Origin of the sequence: Halobacteriovorax sp. RT-1-1, assembly GCF_047085455.1 — a bacterium.
Taxonomy (GTDB): Bacteria; Bdellovibrionota; Bacteriovoracia; order Bacteriovoracales; family Bacteriovoracaceae; genus Halobacteriovorax_A.
Genome location: NZ_JBKIXZ010000001.1, coordinates 100,486 through 121,174 on the forward strand (window position 1 = coordinate 100,486; position 20,689 = coordinate 121,174).

Genomic DNA, 20,689 nt, shown 5'->3' on the forward strand with positions numbered 1-20,689 from the left:
ATATTGAATACTTAGATACACTAACTATTTACTATTTATTTACTATTATAACGTAAAGTTCCAAAATTTTTTTGCTGCTACGGCTTGTAGGTAAAGAAGTTCACTTCCATCTATATAAGTGAGTTTATTGCTCAGAAAAGAGTGATGAAATGGATGGGAATAGTTCATATCCCAGAAAATAGACTTAGTTGATAACGATAAATTAAATTGAAATTGACGAGCACAACAGTTGATAATCAATAGATTATCTAGTTCTACATATTGTTCGTATTTAACTGCATTAAGGTCACCATCTTTTCGCCTAGAAAATTGATGATAGCTAATATTTAGCTCTTCAAATAAGACCTTAAACATATCCGTCATAGCGCCATCACCAAGCATGACGATATCTTTCTTATGATATGCATTATTTAATATGATCTCCTTGGCCGCTAAGAAGTCCGTATTTGTGCCATAAAATTGTGTACCATCAAATTTAATACAATTTATCGCCCCTATTTTTCGAACACTCTCTTCTAGAATTACATCATTTAAAAAGTGTTTCTTGTATGGTGCTGTAATCGAAAGGCCTTGTAACGTTTTAAATATATCTTTAAGGCAAGGAATCTTATCTTCAGAAGAGACATCTAAAAGACTATATTCTACCTGACCACTATATAATTCATCATAGATTTGTGGTGACTTTGAGTGTTGAATATCTTTTCCCAGTAAACCAAGCTTAAGCATTAAAATATTCTCGAGTCTTTTCTACATCAAGCTTTATTTGTTCAATAAGCTCATTAACTGAAGAGAATTTTTTTTCATCTCTTAGCCTCTTTACAAAAGAAACTTCTAATTCATTTCCATAGATATCATTATCGAAATCTAAAATATGTGTTTCCACAAAAACGTTATTACCGTTAGTAAATGTAGGATTGTGGCCAATATTTGTCACAGAAAACCAAGTTGATTCACCAAATTTCGTTTTAGTTATATAAACACCATTTTTAGGGTAGCGACGATAGCGATCAAGTGCTAAATTCGCAGTTGGAATTCCAATCTGACGACCTCGACCTGCTCCTTTGATTACTCGTCCGCGAATAAAGTATTCGCGCCCTAAATATTTAGCAACGCTTTCAACATCACCGATAGATAGTGCATCTCGTACGATCGTACTTGATACTTTATCCCCTTCTACATCGTAAGAGCATAGAACATTAACATCTGTTACTTTATCAGCACAAAATTTCTTAACAAACTCATGGTTCCCTTTTTTCTGAGCACCAAAGGCAAAATCATGTCCTAAGTATATTCTTTGTGGTTCAACGTGATTGAAAATATATTCGTTTAAAAAATCATCTGGTTCTTTCATTGAAAGATCTCGATTAAATTCAATTTCAAGAAGATAATCAATACTTAATTCAGATAGAAGTTCTCTTCTTTCCTCATAACTATTGATAAGATAGTGTTCTTTAGGGTTAAGAATTTCTACAGGATGTGGAGTGAAAGTGATAACAACGAGCTTTAAATTAGCTTCGCTACACTCACTATAAATTTGCTTAATAATTCTTTGATGTCCTCGATGTACACCATCAAAATTTCCTATGGTTATAGCAAAGTTATCACATTCAATATCTTTTAAACTTTTAATTATTTTCATTATTTGCTCTAGCTAATTCTTGCCAATATTCTTTTTTATACTTAAGAGGTAACTTGGCTCCCTTGTATTCATTTTTTCCAGCATTATCAACCAAGTCATTAAAGTACTTTCGTGCCTCAGGAGAGACTCTCATCCCCTTAATACGATCATTTAAACTATCACCATGCACATCTGGTGTAAATGTCGTGATATGGTGAAAAATATTAGAATAGTTAAATTCTCTTTTAAGATTCTTAAATGGGTCTCTATCAAAGAAGCGAATGTAAGGAAATGCTGTTAGTGCAATTACAAAAGCGGCGATCCCGATTAAAGAGTAATTAATAATGTCCCACAAATTCTTTTTCTTAGAATTCGTAAAAACAGGGGCCATAATATTTCCAGAAACAACAGTCTTCACTTCGGCAGGAGCTGTCTGCTGAACTTTCTTAACAACGTCTTTAGTCTCATCAGAAGCTATATTTGAAGCCGCAGAACCGGAACCTATGATAATCAATGGATCAATTGTTAATTCTGTCGTTTCAAAATTCCCTGTTAGCGGGTTAAATGTAGATAGTTCTATTTTCCTTTCCGATACGAACTCTGCCCTCTTCGCTAGAAACGTATAATCAAAAACTTTATTTTTAACTAAAGCTGTTTGTTCAATCATTTCTGCTCTTGTTTCGAAAACTTCAAACGCATCTGATGTTATCAAGCGAGGAGCATCAAACTTCTCTAAAGCGCCATCACCACGAATTTCTAAACGTGCCTCAAGTACGTCATTTACGACAATCTTACTTTTATTCAGGCTTAGGTTGAAAGTATGTTTACCAACTAGACCAGTAAATGATTTAGGCATATTTTCAACAGGTATAGGCAATGCCTTAATCTTAACTCGATCACTCCTTAACACTTTAGTTTTTTCGGAACCAGTACTAAAGGTAAAGGACATACCAAAGGCATTCCCACGTCTACTTGTATAATCGGGATGTTGAAAACGTATTTCAACTGGATCTATCGATAAGTCACCTGCTTTTTCAGGATATAGTACACTTTTATACAAAGCGGCTCGTTTATAAATTTCTCCCTGAATACTTACACTTTCAACCGAAGATCTTGGTAATTCAAATCTTTTTAAAAAGTTCTTTTGAACAGGGAATTTTACAAATTCAGGATTTGAAATCTGCCCTTTAAAGTAAATGTAATAAACCAAGTCGATCTTTTCACCTACATATGCCTGTGTCTTATCAACTTCAGCACGTACAAAATAATCTTGCAATCTTGCTCTTTGACTAAGAACTCTAACAGTTAATGATCTGTGTTTCACAACTTGGGCACCGAAATCAACTTTAATATCTCTAATAACTGCAGAACCTGTTTTAATGGCCCTCAGCTCATAAACATAGTTATAAACTTTCTTTTGAACCATCTTACCGCCAGCAAAGTAACCCTTTATCATAAGACGGCTTGCATCGTTCGTATTATCAGATACGATTTCAGCATTATTCAATTTGAAATTAACATATGGTTCAGTCTCTCCTTGATATTCAAAATTTATTATCAACTTAAAAGAGTCTTCTAACGATACTTCTGATGAACTTATCTTAGCTGTTATCGTTTGTGCTAGCGAAGAAAATGTTAACAAAAATAAAACTATATACTTAAACATTACCAATCCTTACGATTATTACCATCTGAGGTTGAATCAAAAAGTTTCTTTTGCAACTGAGAGTCATCATTCATGATTTGTTTGAAGACACCATTTGCCTTTCTCATACGCTTCTTTTTCTTAGCTTGATCTTCAAGTTCTTTCCATTGTTGCTGCTGAGTTTTTTGTTTCTTCTTCTCATTTTTATTTTGATCACCTTCAGACTGTTGTTTATCTTTATTTTTATCTGAAGAGTCTGATTTCTTATTGTCCTTATTGTTTTTAGAGTCCTTTCCTTTTTGACCCTTGTCTTTTTGATCTTTATTGTCTTGTTGACCTTCTTTTTTCTGTTGGTCATCATTATTATCTTTATTCTCGTTATTTTCCTGATTATCCTTATTTTCTTTATCTTTCTTTTCTTGTTGCTTCTTTTTTTCTTCTTCTTTCTTCTTCTGCTTGTCTTGTTTTTGCTTTTGTAGGGCAAACTTAATTTGCTCCTTAATGACTTGCTCTAATTCTTTATTGTTTGAGTTCTTCTCCAATATGTACTTATACAAATTAATAGAGTCTACGAATTGATTATCTTTCAAAAGTGCAGTTGCATAATTAAATAGATCTGCCGGTGCTTCATCTTCATAATTCTTTAATGTTTCATTATAAATTTCTGCAGCTTGCTTTTGCCCCTCTTTTTGCCTAAGAAAAAGCTCGGCCAGTTTCAACTTCTCTTCTTTAGAAATATTACCGGCCCTCATTTTATCTACAAGTTCCTGCTGTAAGGGATCAACTGGAGTTTCTTCATCGTCCTGAGCAAAAGTATTAACTTCAGGCAAAATAAAAAGACACATAAGTAAAACTAAGACAGCTGGTTTAAAAGTTCTAAAGCGCCCAAGTAATACAGAAAACACATACAACAAGATACTTGAAACAATAAGCCAATATCCTAAAACCGGCCTAGACCTCAAAGTTCCTTTTGTAAAAGAATTTAAATGTACATCCTTAAAGAAAGCCAATATTTCTTGCGTCGGTAAACTATATGATTCAACAAACCATACTTTTGCATATTTTGACTTACCGACTAAATCTTCAAAAAATTGCTTATTCATTTTTGATATAATTTCAACACCATTAAACTTTTTATATCCGAAGAAGTTTCCACGTTTTCCACGCATTGGAATTTTTCCACCTTCTTCAGTTCCTACGCCAATAATAGCAAGGCTGATTTCGTCTGGTATTTCAACATCAACACTTCCATGCTCTTCACCATCAGTGATTAAGAGGATATTTCCTTTAGAAAAACCTTCACTCGTTTTAAAAAACTGAAAAGCTTCTTTAAGAGCAAGACTCACATTAGATCCACCTTCTGGTGTTGCGCTCAGCATACTTCCTAGACGTGACTCTAAAATATCAACATCATCAGTAAAGGGTACAATTTTTCTTTGTATGTCAGAAAAGACACTTAATGCAATCTGGTGCCCATATGCATTTTTCACAAGATGTTTAGCAATAATTGCAGCTTTAGCTATTCGATTAGGTCTGATATCTTCAACTAACATACTTTGCGAGTTATCAATTAGAATAAGTGTACGTTGATTAGGTATATTAGATTCAACAAGTTCCTCCGGCCCTCTTAAATCACCTAAAGATAAGGCAAAACCTAAAAATGCTAACGCATATAAGAACATAGATAGCTTAGAAATAAAACGCGAATCAAAATTCCACACTTGTTTAACAATCTTGAAAAATTTCTTTCTTAATAAGGTAAGAAAAAATATAAATATAGCGACTACTATAATAGATATAATCAATAGCTTTGTATTAACGAAATCCATTATGCTACTTCCCTTAAATATAATCTACGAGTACTTTCAATTAATATCAAAAGTAAAACGCCAGCAAGTAAGAACTTGTAATAGTCCTCTTGATAAATAATTCGCCCTTTAATTTCAAGGCCCTTTCTTTCCAATTTATTAATTTCAGAAAGTACCTCATTCAAAGATTCATTATCAGAGGCAACAAAATCTTTTCCACCAGACATCTCAGCTATTTTTTGCAAAGTTTCAAAGTCCATACTTTGACCAGGCATATTTTGATATCTCATTCTACCAAATGCATCACGACCAACTGGTAGTTTAGCATCAGGATCACCACCAATACCAATTGTGTATATTTTAATGCCAAGCTCTTTAGCTTTTTCTGCTGCCTGCATCGGTGACATTAATCCGGCATTGGCACTACCATCAGTTAGTAAAATTATAGATTTGTTTTCAGCAACACTGGTTTCAGATCGTGCTAGTGCAAGCCCTAAGGCATCCCCAATATTTGTGCCTGAGCCTAGAAAACCAATATTAATTTGTTCTACCGATTGTTCGACTAATTTCAAATCAGTAGTCACAGGAATTAGTGTAAAAACTTTATCTCCAAACATAATAATACCGATGCGATCAACAGGAGATAGTTCAATGAACTTTCTTATTTGCCCTTTTGCCGCTTCCAAGCGGTTTGGCGGAAAGTCCTCTGCCAACATAGATCTAGAGACGTCGACTACAAAATAAATGTCATTAATCTCTTTCTTCACATTGCTTTTACCCATTGGAGTTTTTGGGCCCATTAATGAAAAGCTTATTAATGCCCAAGCACCAATGGCCATTAGAAACAGCAACCCTCTTAGAAATGACGGCTTTTTCTTTAAGCTATATTTAGGAGGTAAGATAAGTTCACCTTTTTTAAAAATGGCAAAAAAATCAGCGCACCAAAAAAGAAAGCCAATAACTCCAAAGATGAATAAGTACTTATTATGAAAGATATAGTTACTTAACAACGATATTCTCCTTTGCTTTTTCATGGAGAGCTACAATTGCTACATCATCTTCAGGTGTCCAAGCTCTTTTATATTGAACTTCATTTACTTTATTCAAATAATTTTTAAAGGCTTCACGGTTTTCAAATAATTCAAAAAAAGAATCCTTCTCACTATATATAAGTTCATGCTTTTCACGTGTATCAGCACTTTTAAAAGTTAAAACTCTTTTTTGCCAATTTTGATGCACTCTTCTTTTTTTTGAAAATTGTAGATAACCATATATAGCCAATCCAAGAAGCATAAGAACGATAAGAAGATAAATTGAATAATCTAAAATCGATTTATTTTCGTTTAGCTTTTTGTTAAATACAAAAAAATCCTGTTGTTTAATTGTAGTATCTTGAAAACCAATGTCTGAAAATGTAACCCCTAGGGCCATTCCTCGATAATCCCAGATTTTTGGAAACGAATCTTTTGGTGTAGCAATAAGTACACCACTGGCTTCAATAATATAATATTCTGGATTAGCAGCTAAGAAATACTGCTTATTAACTTTTGATATTTTAATAATATCAGCAAAATCACGTGATAATAAATGAGCCTTTATATCTTCATCTACTATGTCATTTATTGGATAAATAGTTAGCTTAAAGTCTTTAATTTCACCAACACTCCAAACATTATTCTCACTATCAATACTTATCTCAATTTTGGTGTCTAAAGCTAAGGAGCTAAATGACATACAAATTAATAAAATTGAAAAGAATGCATAAAAGAAACGTGCTTTCACTACAACATCTCCTTAACAAAGTCTTCTAAATAGCGATCCCCTACATTTATATCTTTCAAACGAAATCCAAAATCTAAAACTTCCGCCTTTCCTTTTAATCTCGTATCAACCTTACCACTACCTTTACCAGCGATACGTCCAACAATAGAGAATCGAAACTCATTAGAAGTATCGAGGGGACAGAGCAAACGAAAAGCATGAACATGTTTACGTGCAGTTAATCTCTTTAGGGTTTCTGGAGATAAGAATTCATAAAAGTCACTTAGAATAACGACTTCTCTTTTCTTATAAAATTCACGAACTAGTTCGGCATCAAATTTAGCGAAATTTCTTTCTTTTTGAGAAACCAGATATTCAACATCAATCTCTCCTGCTTGATTAATAACATTCGTTTTCCTCAAGGCGTCAACAAACGCAACGAGCCCTGCCTCTCCTCTCTTTTTTTGAACTCTTAAGACTCGATCATTCAAACAAATAATTGTTTCTATATAGTCATGTGTTTTTTCTGAGAGTAAATAAAGTAACGATATAATTTCAAAAGCTGCTGCAAGCTTAGACTTTCCGTTGTGTCCGATAACCATACCGGGACTACAATCTAAAAGGATTGTAATCTCAACATTTCTCTCTTCTTCAAAAGTCTTAATATATGGAGTATTTGTTTTTGCGACCATCTTCCAGTCAATAAAACGAACATCATCACCATGAACATACACCTGATGTTCCTTAAACTTTAATCCCGTTCCTCTGAAGTGAGATTTAAGCATACCAATAGAAAATGAGTTTGATCGTTTGAACAAACTATTTTTCATATTTTGAACAATTTGATGTACTTCAAGTGTCTTCATATTAAATCATTTTCTGAGCAATCTTAACTGCTAAGTCTCTCGGATTAATTCCATCAATGGATGCTTCATAAGTTAAAATAATTCTATGTCCTAACACTGAGGCAACGACTTTCATTACATCATCTGGTGTAACGAAATCACGTTGGGCCATAAAGGCATTAAAACGACCTAGTTTCTGTAGCCAGATTGCTGCACGCGGAGAAGCTCCTGCTTGTACAAGTCCTTTAAAATCAGGAGAAAAATGCTTATCTCCAGGTCTGGTTGCTCTAACAATTTTAATAATTAAATCTTTCATCTTATCATCGACGTATACTTTATCGATCTCTTGGCGAATCGATAGGATATCGTCGGTTGAAAGAAAAGAGCCTAGGTCTTGCTTTACATTTTCTAAATCTAAAATAGATTTTTCAGCTTCGAAGTCAGGATAATTTACACTAACTTTCATCATAAAACGGTCTAACTGCGCTTCTGGAAGCGGATAAGTTCCTTCCTGCTCAATTGGGTTTTGTGTTGCTAGTACAACAAATGGGCTCGATAACTTATGAGTAGAGTCACCAATTGTAACTTGTTTTTCGGCCATGGCCTCAAGTAAAGCTGATTGTACCTTGGCAGGAGATCGATTGATCTCATCCGCAAGTAAAAGTTGTGTAAAGATTGGACCAAACTTTGTAGAAAACTCTTCCTTTTGTTGAGAGTAGACCATCGTTCCAACTAAGTCAGAGGGAAGTAGGTCAGGCGTAAACTGAACTCTTTTGAAAGTTAAGTCACATAGCTTACTCATTGTAGAAACAGATAAAGTTTTACCCAGTCCAGGCATCCCCTCAATTAAGAGATGTCCTTCGCAGACTAAAGCCGCAATGATACTATCAAGCATTTCATCTTGACCATAAACAATACGTTTGGCCCTATCTAAAACACTATTAACCTTCTGTCTTGAACTATCAGTCATTTCTTTCCACCTTATATGCTAAATATTTTATGTAATTTGATTTTGATTCTAACTTGCTAATTGGATGATCTAGTCCTTGTATTCCTGTGTCAATTAAGCGGATTGATAAATTATTCTTCTGCGCACTACGAGCTACACATTGATCTAGTTCATTCATTGAAATATTTTGAGTACAAGATGCAGCAGCAAGAATTCCACCCTTGTTTATCATTTTGAATATTTTTGTATATAATTTTTCATAGCCACTTATAGCAGCCTTTTTGTCTTTATAACTCTTACTAAAAGCAGGAGGGTCACAGACAATTACATCGTAACTTTTCCCTTCACTCACTTTTTCATCTAAGAATTTAAATACATCATTACGAGTAAAGTTTCCTCTGCCACTGAAATTATTAATTTCAAGATGATTATGTACAACTTCACTCATATTAGCTTGGTCAACAAACTCAACACTTTCAACACCAGCTCTGAGAAGGTGTAATCCCCATGATCCCACATAGGTAAAGAGGTCTAAACCAGTCTTATAATTCTGTCCTGTTCTTTTAATTAGATCTTCAAATTTTCTTCTATTTTCTCGGTGGTCGTAATAATAACCAACCTTCTGCATTAGATCTTTCTTGATTTGATATTGAAATTCTGTTTCTTCAATTTTTATAACATCTGGTAATTCATCACTTTCAAAAACAGGAAGCTCTTCTATATCTCTATATTTCTTATTATCAAGAAGAATCACTTCTTTATCTACTAAGCTTTGGATATGTGATTTTATCTCGTTACGAAAGCCATCCATTCCAGCTGTATTGATTTGTAGAATTGCACAGTTCTGATATCCATCGAGAATAAGTCCAGGCAGTCCATCCTCATCTCCATAAATTAACCTAGCATTTTTACCATAACCAATTTCATTTCGATAACGAATCGCCTTTTCAATTGTTTTAGAGATGTAATCCCATGGCCCTAAAGTTGAATTCAAGACAACGACATTCTTTTTTCTTGTCGAGTTTGGATTCACAAAGCCAATATACTTATTTTTCAAATGATTGAAACTACACCATTCCCCCGGACGAAAAGAGCGTAGAGAATCCTCAATATCAATTTCAGATAAATGGATAACTTTACTTTCAAAGTAAAGTCTAACTTTTTTATTAATTTCTATTTGTCTCATTTATAGGCCTATAATCTTTTTGGCTTGCCCAGTATTAATTTGATAATTTTGAATCTTCAAATCTAACTTACCTAGCTCAACCTTTTTATCGCCAGTTATGGCATACGATACTGCTTCGATATTACTTGGTAATCCGAAAGTACCAAATTTCTCATATTCAATTTCAATTTCTTTGAGAATTGAAGAAGCACCTCTTCCTTCAGAAATTGATATCTGCGAAATAACACTTTTCCCTTTTGCCCATGATTTTTTTGAATATGAAAAAGAAGTTTTTGTATGCAACTGTGGACTACTTGATTCAATCTCTTTAATTTGTCCACTTGAATACAATTCAATACTCAAATCTAATAATTCTGCTTGATCCTTAACTCGTATGAATCGACTATTATTTTTAGGATCCTTCTTAAATGCACTCATTTCTAAAGGAGTCGTTAGATTTTTCGCTAAAACTAATTCTACGTAAGGTTTAACTTTTGCAATCAAAGTCTGCTTTAATAAATCAAAACCTTTTTCAGGTAACCCTTCAACTCTAATTCTAATATTGTTTGGATATACCCAATAAACACGATAGTAAACATCATCAGGCTCAAGGGCCGTATTTGCTCTTACATACTTTTCAAGATTAGGTTCTCGAATATCGAAAAATAAATCTTGAATCTCCCCTTCTAATGGAGTGTAGGTTCTTAATTTGTGATCATTAAAAATACTACTATTGTTAGAAAATACAGATGTGACAGAAAGTAATAAAACAACAATTAGGGATAAGTTAAATTTTAGCATAATATGTCCTTTTAACTTATTTTAAAAGGGACACAGACCTTTACCAACTAGTTGAAATTATTTCCTTCCAATTGACTTTAGGTAAAATCAAATGCTTTTCCTTCTTATAAATAACTTTACCTGCAGAGCCCTTAACACCTTTTAAATTCTCTACCTGAGTAAATATAACAGGTATTTGATCAGCACTAAACTCACTGTAATCAGCTAGAATTGAAGCAACTACACTATATTTTTCAAAATCAAAGCCTTCTAAATTCTTAACAATAACGTGAGCACTCTTATCTCCATCTATATGAAACCAAATATCACCCTTACTAGACCATTTACTTCGGATATAATCATTTCCCCTAGTATTTAGTCCAACAGCAATTGATATTTCATTCCATTTAAAAATTGAATGATCATCCGACTTATTAACTTCAGTATTTTTGGGTGCTACTTTCTTCCAAACTGGTACATTCACTTTTTCTCGAACAAATACTTCCTTCTTGGATTCAATTTCTTTAATAACATCAGCAAGACGTTTTTCAAGAAATTCCTCACCTTTTCGCAACTTCTTAATCTTCGTGAAAAGAATATTCTTCTTTTGATAGTAACTAAGGCCAAAATCAAACTTAGCTTTGAGTGATTTATATTTGAAAACGTGTTCATTTAAATCTAATTCATCGTTAATTAATTTCTTCTCAAGCTCATGTCTAACCTTACAGTTTTCAAGGTCTTTTTGAATAAAATTTTTCTTACGCAACAATTTTTTATTATAAGTTGTCTCTGCTTTTTTATTAAAAACATCTTCTTCAGCTAGAATAAGCTTTTTTTCCTTAACATCTTTTGTATCAAGTTGTTTTCTTCCTAATTCATTGAAGATGTCGAAATAATTTTCAAAATCAAAAACTTGCTTCTTATTCGATTGCCATGGAGAAAAGTGAAACTTCTTCCCCTCGTTTATATAAACATAACTAAAGAATAGTTGTCGTCCTTTCCAGAAAAGCAAAAGGTTACTCTTATCGTAAAACTTGAAATTTAAGCACTTATCTTTGGTATCAGTTTCAATTTCAATAAGTCGACTATTTCGAATATTAGATCTTAGAAATTCTAGAAACTGATCACGTGTAATTCGATATTCTGAAGGAATCGATTGAATTGAGTCCCAAATACCACAATGCTCTCCTCCTCTTCCAATTGTAATGCAAAGATTCTTTCCTCTAAGTCTAAGCTGTAATAATACGAGCTTTCCCGATGAGAAGATTTTTTGTATTCGAGGATTTGTTGAAGCGCCATTTTCAATTAATTGATCATTAATTCTATCGACATTTCGCCCTAGCTCTGAGAAATTTAAATTCATGAATAATCCAACAATTTTGTCACAAACACTGAGTAATATTGACTGGAGCAAGATAGCTTCTGAAATAATCACCCACGCAAGATTTCAAGTTAATAAAAATATTATAGAACATAATCCAAAGATATTCGAATCTGAACAATTAAGTGAGCATTTTTTTGACTTAAATGAGATTATTAAGAAAATTGATGAGTCAGGTAGTTTAGGAGACTATTTTTTTAGTAATTTGAGAGATAGTGAAGAAAATCACAATGCCCTAAATTACATCTCTAAAGGTGGCGTTGCGACATTAGATCAGCTTAACTTTTTGGCAAATATAATTGAAAACCTTTTTTCAACCAAAAGAGTTCTTAATTTTAGCCACTATCGAATTTATCTAGATGAGTTAGTGAATAAAACTCAAAGGCTAAAGCAGAAATTTATCAATCCATTTAGAAAGTTTGTCGATGCAGACGGCAGTGTTCATCTTGAAAGACACCCTATTATCGCACCACTTATCCAAGAACAATTAGGATTAGAAAAAAGAATTCGAGAAACAATCAATTTTATTCTTAAGGATGAAGACATTTCCAAGCGTCTTCAAATGGATACTTTTGATATTATTAATGAAAGATTTGTCATTCCAATCAGAAGTGACTCTTATAGAAGTGATCTAGGTAGTATCGTTGCAAGGTCTTCAACAGGTAACACACTTTTTGTTGAACCAGTTGCAACGAGAAAGATGTCTAATGACCTTATCGAAATAAACTCTAAAATTGACTATGCCATATCACAAATATGTAAGAATTTTTGTGACCTAGTGAATAACGATCTTTCAACAATGCATGATGTGTATTCATTTTTTATAGAATTAGATTATACATATACATTAGCTAGTTATTCACACGCGAAAAGTTTTTGTTATCCAGAAGTTAGTTTTGATGGTTCAACAAACTTGGTCGATTTTTATCATCCACTAATTGATAATTGTGTCAGAAACACAATCGAAGTTGATAGTGAGAAAAGAGGTATTATTATCTCTGGTCCCAATACAGGTGGTAAGACAGTATCCATCAAAAGTATTGTTATTGCCCATTTATTCCTAAAACTTGGGTTATTCATTCCTGCGCAAAAAGCAAAGCTACAATATAAAAGTGATGTATTCTACTTTGACAGCGATTACCAAGATTTAGAAATGGGACTAAGCTCATTTGCGGGAGAAGTTCAGGTAATCTTATCAATGCTAGAAAATATTCAAAATGATTCACTTATTGCTGCAGATGAGATTTTTAATTCGACATCTTCAGATGAGGCATCATCACTTGCTTATTCAATTATTAATTATGTTACAAAAGAACTTGGATGTGATGTTCTTATTTCGACACACCACCAATTACTTAAAACCAAAATCCAAGAAAGTGAAGAATTTATCTCGGCCCATGTAGGTTATGATTTTGATAATAATACTCCTACATACAAACTAATCATTGGAACACCTGGTTCATCAATGGCACTAGAGATATTTAAGCGACTTAGTAAGAAACACAATATTCCTGAATTTATTTTAGATGATGCTAAAAAAATGCTTGATACTAAATACGTTACTTATGAAAGGCTTCTTCAAGATCTATCTAAGAAACAAGAAAAAATCAGCAAAACACTTAAAGAAAATATTCAGCTTAATCATGAACTTAAGAATCAAAAAAAATCTCAAGAAGGTATTCTCTTCTTAGAGAAACAGAGAGCTTATGATCAATATGAAAAAGAAATTAAAAAGATCATAAAAGGTCTTAATGATGTTAAGACTAAAAGCTTAAGTAATGAAATTTCTACCTTAAACAAGCAATATGAAAGACTTAAACCAAATAGAAATGAAAAGCCAAAAGAAGAAAGACAAATTGCGACTGAGATAAAAGTTGGTTCTCGCTATTTTTGCGACCGTCTGAATTCGACATGTATTGTTTCTGAAATAAAAGGTAAGAATTGTGTTGTTGAGGTTAATGGAAAGAAAATTTCTGTTCCAAAGGCTTCCCTTTTTGATCAACAAGGTATCAACAATAAGAAGCCACAAAAAGCAAAAAAAGTTGAAATTAATGTCTTTAAGACCATTAACTACACTACAGAGGTTAATTGTCGTGGGATGCGTTTAAGCGAATTCCAGCAGAAAGTTTTTTCATGCATTGATGATCTAAGAATGGGACATATTCCCTATTTAATCATTGTACATGGCCATGGCGATGGTACATTAAAGAAATGGCTGAGAAATGAGCTTAGAAGACAGAGAGATCTAAATTGGTCACCAGATGAAGGAAATGATGGTGCAACAAGAATCGATCTTACTCAATCGACTTAAAAATACGCTCTGATTTTATATTCATTTGACCAGTATAGCTATCTTGCATCATTGAGAACCAAACGAAGAAGGCGCGTCCTCTAATATTTTCAAATGGTACGAATCCCCATGCTCTAGAATCAGAAGAGTTGTCGCGATTATCTCCCATTACGAAATAATGGTCTTTTGGTATTTTTGTTGCGGGATAGTTTAGCTTATAGATATTATCCATATCTTTTTTAACAACAAATGTTTTCTCATTCATCTTAGTTTCAAGATAATCGTAATTATCGTTGAATCTTGTTGCAATTAATTTTTCGTTTATTGGTTTACCATTGATATAAATCTTCTTGTTTTTAATCTCAATAGTTTCACCAGGTAGTCCAACGACTCTTTTAATATAATTAATTTTTGGATCGTTTGGATATTTAAAAACAATGATGTCTCCACGTTGGACATCATTAGTTCTAAGTAGATATACAGGGTTTGAATTAACCCCACCTAGGGCAATATCAGAAAAGGGTAACTTTAGGCCATAGCTGAATTTTTCAACTAAAATAAAATCACCTATTTCTAGTGTCGGGATCATTGAACCAGAGGGAATTCGATATGGCTCATAAAAAGAAGATCTAAAAACCAAAAGAAATAATATTATTAGAAATGAGTCTCGACTCATCCTTAGAAAACTTTTCTTACGACTAGCAATTTTCTCGTCTAAAATATCACTCACTTAATTCCTCGATAATACTTTGAAATAATTTCTTGCGCCAACTTAGTCGATTTCACATACCATTTCTTATAGTTAATAATCATGACACAAACAGAGATACCCTTATCGTCTAAATTATTTTTCGGTTTAGCATAAGATGTAAACCAATCTCTTTTCCCAAACGGAAAACCACCAGTAATTGAACCAGTTTTACCGCCTATCTCGAGTTTATTAGCAATACGTCTACTCATGTATCTTCGAAAAGTTCTTCTTGCAGTACCGCGTTTAATCGTTCCTTGCATTAGTTCAGATAGTTCTTTAGCAGTATCTTGGCCAATAACCTGATCTTTACGAATTTCGTTTTGCCAAACCTTTTGATTCTGTTCATCAACTAAGTCAGTTGCCAGTCGTGGATATTGTAAAACCCCATCATTAGCAACAACACTTGATAGTACAGCACAATGAACCGGAGAGATTTGCGTACGTTTATTAAAGCCCGACGCTATTTCGGCCATTGCATAGTCTGTTTGAGGAATTTCAAATGTCGACTTGGCCAAGTCAATTTCCTTCATTAACTCGTCATTAAAGCCAAGGCGCTTTGCCATCTCCTCTAACTCTTCAGGAGTTGTATTATTAATTGCAGCCTTTCCAAAAATTACATTATTAGAATATGCAAAAGCCTTATCAAAAGATGTTGTTCGCTGCCAACGCGATTTTTTATTCTTTAACTGATATTTATAAAGAGTCGTTCCGCGACCACGATATTTAAACTTATCATGAATATTAAAATCTTCATTATTGATAAGATCTGCACTTGTAACAATCTTAAAAACACTTGCTGCCGGATGTGTCCCAGTAAAAGGAAGAAGGTAATCAAAAACCTTTCCTTCTCTTGTAAATCCAATACTGACTAATAGATTACCATTGTTATTATCCATAACAACAATAGCTGCTTTATCAGGACGATAATAACGAAGTCGTTTTCTTACAAAGCTCTCTAATTCAGGATCTGTTGAATAGTTCACTTTGTAAGATTTCGAATTATGTGAAATTGTTTGTTTAAATGGAGTTTTAGGATCTAAAAGTTGGCTTGAGAGGTAGTGCTTCAATTGATGATTATCAATTTCACTCGCCTTTGGCTTAACTTCTATTTTCTTTTGCTCGTCTTTTCCTACTAAAAAATATCCTATTAAAGCGAGCGGAGCTAAAACTAATAAATACTTATACAAAAACCTATATTTGAACACCTTTATAGCCCTTACCAATCACAAAGAACTCCTTACTAACCGAACGTGTAGATTTCGGCTTTAGGAAATGGAATTCTTTAAAAATACTTCTTTGTGATTTTAAAAAGACTTGGGCCTCATGGCCATCAAATACTTTAATTACAAAGTTTCCATCTTTTTTTAAAAAGACATCAAGATGTGCAAAAACTTGTTCAATTAAATTTAAACTTCTTAATTGGTCTACAGAGCGTACACCAGTAGTGTTTGGGGCCATATCAGAAATAACAACATCAAATTTGCGATCAAAATCAAGCTCCTCCACAGTTGTTACATCAAAAATCGACTTTTCAAAAAGCCTGACATTCTTAACTCCTAAAAGTTTCTTATTTACTGGCTTGATATCAATACCCACTGCAAAGCCTTCTGGCCCAATCTTCTTGCTCGTATACTGCATCCAAGAGCCTGGAAAATAACCTAAGTCGAGTACATTATTACCCTTTTCGATAACCTTATACTTCTTATCAATTTCTTCTAGCTTATAAATAGAGCGGGCCAAAAAGTTCTCTTTCTTAGCCTTGTTGTAATAATAATCTTTTACTTTAAACGTCATTAACTAAACCTTATACCTGATATTAGACCAACATTATTCAAAAAACTGAAAAAGTCGCTTTTTGTAAGTCCACGACATTTTTCTTACATCTGAGCGCGAAAAAAAAATTTCTTTTGTGAAAAAACTTATTGACTCAGGTTTTTTACTAACATTATTAACAGAGTTATCCACACTTGACCATAATGCTTGGTTATTTTTCATTAATTTAACTTTTACTAATGAAATGCCTTATTTTCAACACTTTACCTTAGATGTTGCGATGTGATGACAGGTTTTGACAGGTCGCAAGTAAACTTACCAACAAAAAAAGCTAACTTATCCACATATGCACATTTCAAAGTGCTTTTAAAGCTTGTCAATAATATTTTTCGAATATCTGAAGTAAGATTTTGAGGGATGGATTTCCCTTATGCTCAAAGCACAATAATAGTTATTTCAGTAAGGTAGAGGCAGTTACTCGGAAGTAACCATGAATTCTAATTCTTCACTACCTGCTAGGATCGCTCCATACTCTTCACCATCATCATAAGTAAATGAACTAGCTATCAGCTTGATACTACTATCAGCTGGGTCGACAAATACAAATGGATGTGAAGTGGCCGCGTCTTTACGCATTTTGTAGGAATCAGAAAACTCTTCAAACAATTGTCTTGTTATATGAGACTTAAACAGATGAAACTCCCTTTCATCGTTAACGTTAATTAAATTATAAATTAATTCTCATATAAATAAATAATTTTAAGTCCTAGGATTTTAGTCAATTGCTCCGATCGTTCTTAATAGGATTTTAACTCGTCCTTCAAAGTGTGAGTCCAGTAGACAGATAATAATATAAACCGCGTATATCATATTCCTAGAGCTTCTAAGCCCTCTGATTTTCTGGAAGATAACTTCGATAAGTAAGACACTAAAAAATGCCAATAACCACAGTATAGAAAAGTCCTGAAATGTTCGCGAACTAAAGAGAACATCAATTAGAAGGAGGCACAGAATAGAGATAGCAACCTTAATGGAAGAATCATGCGAGATATTTAGTATTTTGTGCTTCTCACTTCGCGTTTGCCCTAAAATTTTATACATAAAAACTATTAGGCCAAAAATTGAGAGAATAAAGAATGATTTACGAGACACGAGCCTCATTATCTCTGCAGAAATTATGTTTACACTTTCAATCATTTCGATTGAAACGGTGCTCGTTGATAAAAAGAACAGAGAAATAGAGAGAAAGACTCCCAACAATGTATATTTGAAAAATTGTCTCTTATACCATGCAGTTTCCTCTTTGAAGAAAACAAAATGGATTAATAGGAGTTGAACTATTAATAAGATTATATTCGACTTATCAATAACTGTTCCCCAAGCACCTAGCAGACCTATAAACAGCCCAGAACGGTACGTAGAACTCTTTGTCGACCAGAGTGTAGACCATACCCACACAACAGAAAAAGTCGTTAAAAGGGTAAATCCGTAGTTATTTGCAAGTATCTTTGAAAATGACCAAGAAGAAACTAACGCGAATACTCCAAGAAGAGATAGTCTCCTTGAAACAAAATTTCGAAGAAGAGCGTAGAAGGTCATCAAAAATAGAGACATCGTTACAAAGTAAAAATGAATCGACCATGATAGATTTAAAAGCTTTGGATACTTACTAAATGGAATATAGTTAATTGATATAAAGTTCCAGAATGCTCCTGAGACTCGTTCACTTGGATCAAAGAACAGCCTTAGAGAACTTGTCGAAAATAAATTTGGCAACTGAGGTAGCGAAGTAAAGAACATAACTACTGTTAAAAATAGTACTGTCTTTTCAAACTTATCAAGATAGCGATACTCATGGAAGTTAGTCGAAACCGACTCCTTAATGATCTTTCCTCGCGTAGGCCATGAATAAAATAGCCCCATCACAATCCACGTAAGCCAAAAAATATTGTAACTCCACTTGTGAGGCAAAAGGCTTAGCAAGTTGAAATAAATGGCCATAAAGAACATCCCCATAAAAAGTCGATAAACGACTCTATCGATGGATGAGTTCACTTTGAAATATATCTTTAATCGGTGGTCAATTTCCTTTCCCAGTAAGAACCACTGAGAAACAATAAACATTGAAAAGAAAATCATTGCGATAATTTGCCAAATTGGCTCGAGATTAACTTCTTTTTGCAAATAGATTGGCAATAATAAGAATGTAAAATATGTAACTAGTCGAAATAACAAGAATTTTGTCTTTTCAATGTAAATATCCGACTTTTTCTCTAAAGTTTTCACAGTAATACCCGATAAATTTAGTACAAAATCCCAATCCCAAAAAAATTACTTTCTCGAAAAGTACCCGCCCACAAGGCGGGTTTTTTATTTTCAGGGATTTATCTATTATAGCCCCTAAAACATCAAATGACGAAGAGGCCTTGCCTAGAAAATTCTTCCACTAATGATGCGACGGAAAAAAAAGCTCAAGTGTGATAAAATCAGAGTTGGAGACAAGTGTGAAAAGGATTTTCACATCTAAAATCAGGAGGATTTTTGTCGATAGCAATGGGCTCCATTAACACGGGACTTCCAAAGGATATTGTTCAGCAAATTATGAAAGCTGAACGAATTCCTATTCAAAATATGGAAATGCGTAAAGGTAAGATCTCTGACAAGAAAGCACTTGTCCAAGAGCTTACGTCCCTAGTTGAAGGTATGCGTGGAACCCTCCTCCAAAACGGTAGTGCCAGATCTCTAAGAGAATTAAGTGTTATTGGAAATGATGATATCGTAGGAATTACTGCGGATAAGAACGTTGCGGAACCAGCAACATATCAATTCGAAGTTAAACAACTTGCACAGAAGTCTTCGGCCATGACATCTGGTTTTGCTGATCCAGATGAAAGTTATATTGGTGTTGGGTTTATTCAATACTCACTACCAAGTGGCGATACAAAAGAAATATACGTAGATGCTGACAACGCTTCATTAAAGTCAGTAGCAAAACTAATTAACAAAGATGAAGAATCAGGACTAAGAGCCAGTGTTATCAATGACGGTTCGGAATCAGATACACCTTGGCGTCTAATCCTATCGCTAAAAGATACTGGTGATATTAACAAGGCAGAATTCCCACACTTCTATTTCGTAGATGGTGAACAAGATTTTTATATTGAATTTGAAAGAGAGGCCCAAGACGCAGTCGTTGCACTTGATGGTTTTGAAATCGAATTACCTGAAAACAAAGCGGCAGAACTAATACCTGGTGTAACTCTTGATCTTAAAAAGGCAAAGCCTGGTGATGAGTTCACTATCAACATTAGTGAAGATGCTGGAAAAATTGGAGAGAAAGTAAAATCTCTAATTGATCAAATTAACGGTGTATTCTCATTCATTAAACAACAAAACACAATGGATGAAACGACTGATACCTCTAGAACTCTAGGTGGAGATATTCTTCTACAATCAATCGAATCTCGATTAAGAAGTGCAATCTTTAAAGATATTCCTCTTAAAGACGGAGGGACTTCTCGTATTGGAGAACTAGGTATCCAATTTTCAAGGGAAGGTTTACTTGAGTTTGATCAGAAGAAATTTCAAACAGTAATGGAGAAAGATTACGATCATATTGCTGAAGTTCTAACTGGTCGCTACGAAGACGGTACAAAAACTAATGGATTCATCGATAACCTCAAAGAAACTGTAGGCCAGCTTCTTCAGTTTCCAAATGGTCTACTCTCTTCAAGAAAAAGATCACTAGAAAATAATATTGAAACAATTGATAGAAGGATTGCTCAAAGAGAGAACATGCTTCAACAAAAAGAAAAGAACTTAAAAGATAAATTTTCACGCTTAGAAGGAACCATGTCTAGGATTCGTTCACAAGGTGCAGGCCTTGGCGGACCTCAGCCGATGGGATAATTAAGGAGAAGTAA

Annotated in this window: 18 protein-coding genes; 2 read left to right on the forward strand and 16 right to left on the reverse strand. The window is 33.7% G+C overall.

The annotated features are described in order from the left end of the window. Positions 1-45: 45 nt before the first annotated feature. The 11 genes from ACMAWV_RS00510 to ACMAWV_RS00560 form a co-directional block, all read right to left on the reverse strand. Entirely contained in the window at positions 46-726 is a 681-nt protein-coding gene (locus tag ACMAWV_RS00510; RefSeq protein ID WP_412470434.1) for a hypothetical protein, read from the reverse strand. Further along, positions 719-1,639: a bifunctional riboflavin kinase/FAD synthetase gene (locus ACMAWV_RS00515; protein WP_412470435.1), complete on the reverse strand. Its 921-nt coding sequence runs from the start codon at positions 1,637-1,639 to the stop codon at positions 719-721. The genes ACMAWV_RS00510 and ACMAWV_RS00515 overlap by 8 nt, the downstream gene beginning before the upstream one ends. Further along, on the reverse strand, positions 1,626-3,284 hold the full coding sequence (locus ACMAWV_RS00520) for a BatD family protein (protein WP_412470436.1): 1,659 nt from the start codon (positions 3,282-3,284) through the stop codon (positions 1,626-1,628). The genes ACMAWV_RS00515 and ACMAWV_RS00520 overlap by 14 nt, the downstream gene beginning before the upstream one ends. Continuing rightward, the gene (locus ACMAWV_RS00525) at positions 3,284-4,984 is read right to left on the reverse strand and encodes a vWA domain-containing protein (protein ID WP_412475812.1); all 1,701 of its coding nucleotides are present in this window, start codon (positions 4,982-4,984) and stop codon (positions 3,284-3,286) included. The genes ACMAWV_RS00520 and ACMAWV_RS00525 overlap by 1 nt, the downstream gene beginning before the upstream one ends. Before the next feature lie 107 nt (positions 4,985-5,091). Further along, on the reverse strand, positions 5,092-6,081 hold the full coding sequence (locus ACMAWV_RS00530) for a VWA domain-containing protein (protein ID WP_412470437.1): 990 nt from the start codon (positions 6,079-6,081) through the stop codon (positions 5,092-5,094). Then, on the reverse strand, positions 6,071-6,853 hold the full coding sequence (locus tag ACMAWV_RS00535; RefSeq protein WP_412470438.1) for a hypothetical protein: 783 nt from the start codon (positions 6,851-6,853) through the stop codon (positions 6,071-6,073). Before ACMAWV_RS00535 ends, ACMAWV_RS00530 begins: the two co-directional genes overlap by 11 nt. Next, a complete protein-coding gene (locus tag ACMAWV_RS00540) occupies positions 6,853-7,698 on the reverse strand; it encodes a DUF58 domain-containing protein (RefSeq protein WP_103218480.1) in 846 nt (281 codons plus the stop codon). The genes ACMAWV_RS00535 and ACMAWV_RS00540 overlap by 1 nt, the downstream gene beginning before the upstream one ends. A gap of 1 nt (position 7,699) precedes the next feature. Beyond that, positions 7,700-8,647 carry an AAA family ATPase gene (locus ACMAWV_RS00545; protein WP_103218481.1) on the reverse strand — a complete coding sequence of 316 codons (948 nt, stop codon included), beginning with the start codon at positions 8,645-8,647 and terminating at the stop codon, positions 7,700-7,702. Then, complete coding sequence (locus tag ACMAWV_RS00550; RefSeq protein ID WP_412470439.1) at positions 8,640-9,812, reverse strand: class I SAM-dependent rRNA methyltransferase; 1,173 nt, start codon at positions 9,810-9,812, stop codon at positions 8,640-8,642. The genes ACMAWV_RS00545 and ACMAWV_RS00550 overlap by 8 nt, the downstream gene beginning before the upstream one ends. Next, positions 9,813-10,592, reverse strand: a complete 780-nt coding sequence (locus ACMAWV_RS00555; RefSeq protein ID WP_392993805.1) for a hypothetical protein — start codon at positions 10,590-10,592, stop codon at positions 9,813-9,815. It abuts the gene before it with no gap. 40 nt (positions 10,593-10,632) lie between these two features. Beyond that, entirely contained in the window at positions 10,633-11,934 is a 1,302-nt protein-coding gene (locus tag ACMAWV_RS00560) for a hypothetical protein (protein WP_412470440.1), read from the reverse strand. Here ACMAWV_RS00560 and ACMAWV_RS00565 point away from each other — a divergent pair. After that, a complete protein-coding gene (locus tag ACMAWV_RS00565) occupies positions 11,933-14,263 on the forward strand; it encodes an endonuclease MutS2 (RefSeq protein WP_412470441.1) in 2,331 nt (776 codons plus the stop codon). The two genes, ACMAWV_RS00560 and ACMAWV_RS00565, sit on opposite strands and share 2 nt — an antisense overlap. Here ACMAWV_RS00565 and lepB read toward each other — a convergent pair. From lepB to ACMAWV_RS00590, 5 genes are all read right to left on the reverse strand, one after another. Further along, positions 14,247-14,972, reverse strand: coding sequence for a signal peptidase I (gene lepB / locus ACMAWV_RS00570; protein ID WP_103218486.1), 726 nt, complete (start codon positions 14,970-14,972; stop codon positions 14,247-14,249). The genes ACMAWV_RS00565 and lepB overlap by 17 nt on opposite strands. Next, positions 14,969-16,180, reverse strand: a complete 1,212-nt coding sequence (locus ACMAWV_RS00575) for a penicillin-binding transpeptidase domain-containing protein (RefSeq protein WP_146037876.1) — start codon at positions 16,178-16,180, stop codon at positions 14,969-14,971. The genes lepB and ACMAWV_RS00575 overlap by 4 nt, the downstream gene beginning before the upstream one ends. 4 nt (positions 16,181-16,184) lie before the next feature. Continuing rightward, complete coding sequence (locus ACMAWV_RS00580) at positions 16,185-16,787, reverse strand: SAM-dependent methyltransferase (protein WP_103218488.1); 603 nt, start codon at positions 16,785-16,787, stop codon at positions 16,185-16,187. 453 nt (positions 16,788-17,240) lie between these two features. Continuing rightward, positions 17,241-17,402 (reverse strand): hypothetical protein, encoded by a 162-nt coding sequence (locus tag ACMAWV_RS00585; protein WP_158246909.1) that lies wholly within the window; start codon positions 17,400-17,402, stop codon positions 17,241-17,243. A 138-nt stretch (positions 17,403-17,540) separates the two neighbouring features. After that, complete coding sequence (locus ACMAWV_RS00590) at positions 17,541-18,950, reverse strand: hypothetical protein (protein ID WP_146037877.1); 1,410 nt, start codon at positions 18,948-18,950, stop codon at positions 17,541-17,543. A gap of 357 nt (positions 18,951-19,307) precedes the next feature. On the opposite strand from ACMAWV_RS00590, the gene fliD reads away from it, so the two are divergent. Further along, the gene (gene fliD, locus ACMAWV_RS00595) at positions 19,308-20,675 is read left to right on the forward strand and encodes a flagellar filament capping protein FliD (protein WP_392993819.1); all 1,368 of its coding nucleotides are present in this window, start codon (positions 19,308-19,310) and stop codon (positions 20,673-20,675) included. Positions 20,676-20,689 lie beyond the last annotated feature (14 nt).

Excerpts from the sequence above, each read along its gene's own strand:
- ACMAWV_RS00560 (WP_412470440.1), bottom strand. The coding sequence starts at position 11,934 with ATGAATTTAAATTTCTCAGAGCTAGGGCGAAATGTCGATAGAATTAAT.
- ACMAWV_RS00520 (WP_412470436.1), bottom strand. The coding sequence starts at position 3,284 with ATGTTTAAGTATATAGTTTTATTTTTGTTAACATTTTCTTCGCTAGCA.
- ACMAWV_RS00515 (WP_412470435.1), bottom strand. The coding sequence starts at position 1,639 with ATGAAAATAATTAAAAGTTTAAAAGATATTGAATGTGATAACTTTGCT.
- ACMAWV_RS00545 (WP_103218481.1), bottom strand. The coding sequence starts at position 8,647 with ATGACTGATAGTTCAAGACAGAAGGTTAATAGTGTTTTAGATAGGGCC.
- ACMAWV_RS00555 (WP_392993805.1), bottom strand. The coding sequence starts at position 10,592 with ATGCTAAAATTTAACTTATCCCTAATTGTTGTTTTATTACTTTCTGTC.
- ACMAWV_RS00585 (WP_158246909.1), bottom strand. The coding sequence starts at position 17,402 with ATGCGTAAAGACGCGGCCACTTCACATCCATTTGTATTTGTCGACCCA.
- ACMAWV_RS00510 (WP_412470434.1), bottom strand. The coding sequence starts at position 726 with ATGCTTAAGCTTGGTTTACTGGGAAAAGATATTCAACACTCAAAGTCA.
- ACMAWV_RS00540 (WP_103218480.1), bottom strand. The coding sequence starts at position 7,698 with ATGAAGACACTTGAAGTACATCAAATTGTTCAAAATATGAAAAATAGT.
- ACMAWV_RS00550 (WP_412470439.1), bottom strand. The coding sequence starts at position 9,812 with ATGAGACAAATAGAAATTAATAAAAAAGTTAGACTTTACTTTGAAAGT.
- ACMAWV_RS00565 (WP_412470441.1), top strand. The coding sequence starts at position 11,933 with ATGAATAATCCAACAATTTTGTCACAAACACTGAGTAATATTGACTGG.
- ACMAWV_RS00580 (WP_103218488.1), bottom strand. The coding sequence starts at position 16,787 with ATGACGTTTAAAGTAAAAGATTATTATTACAACAAGGCTAAGAAAGAG.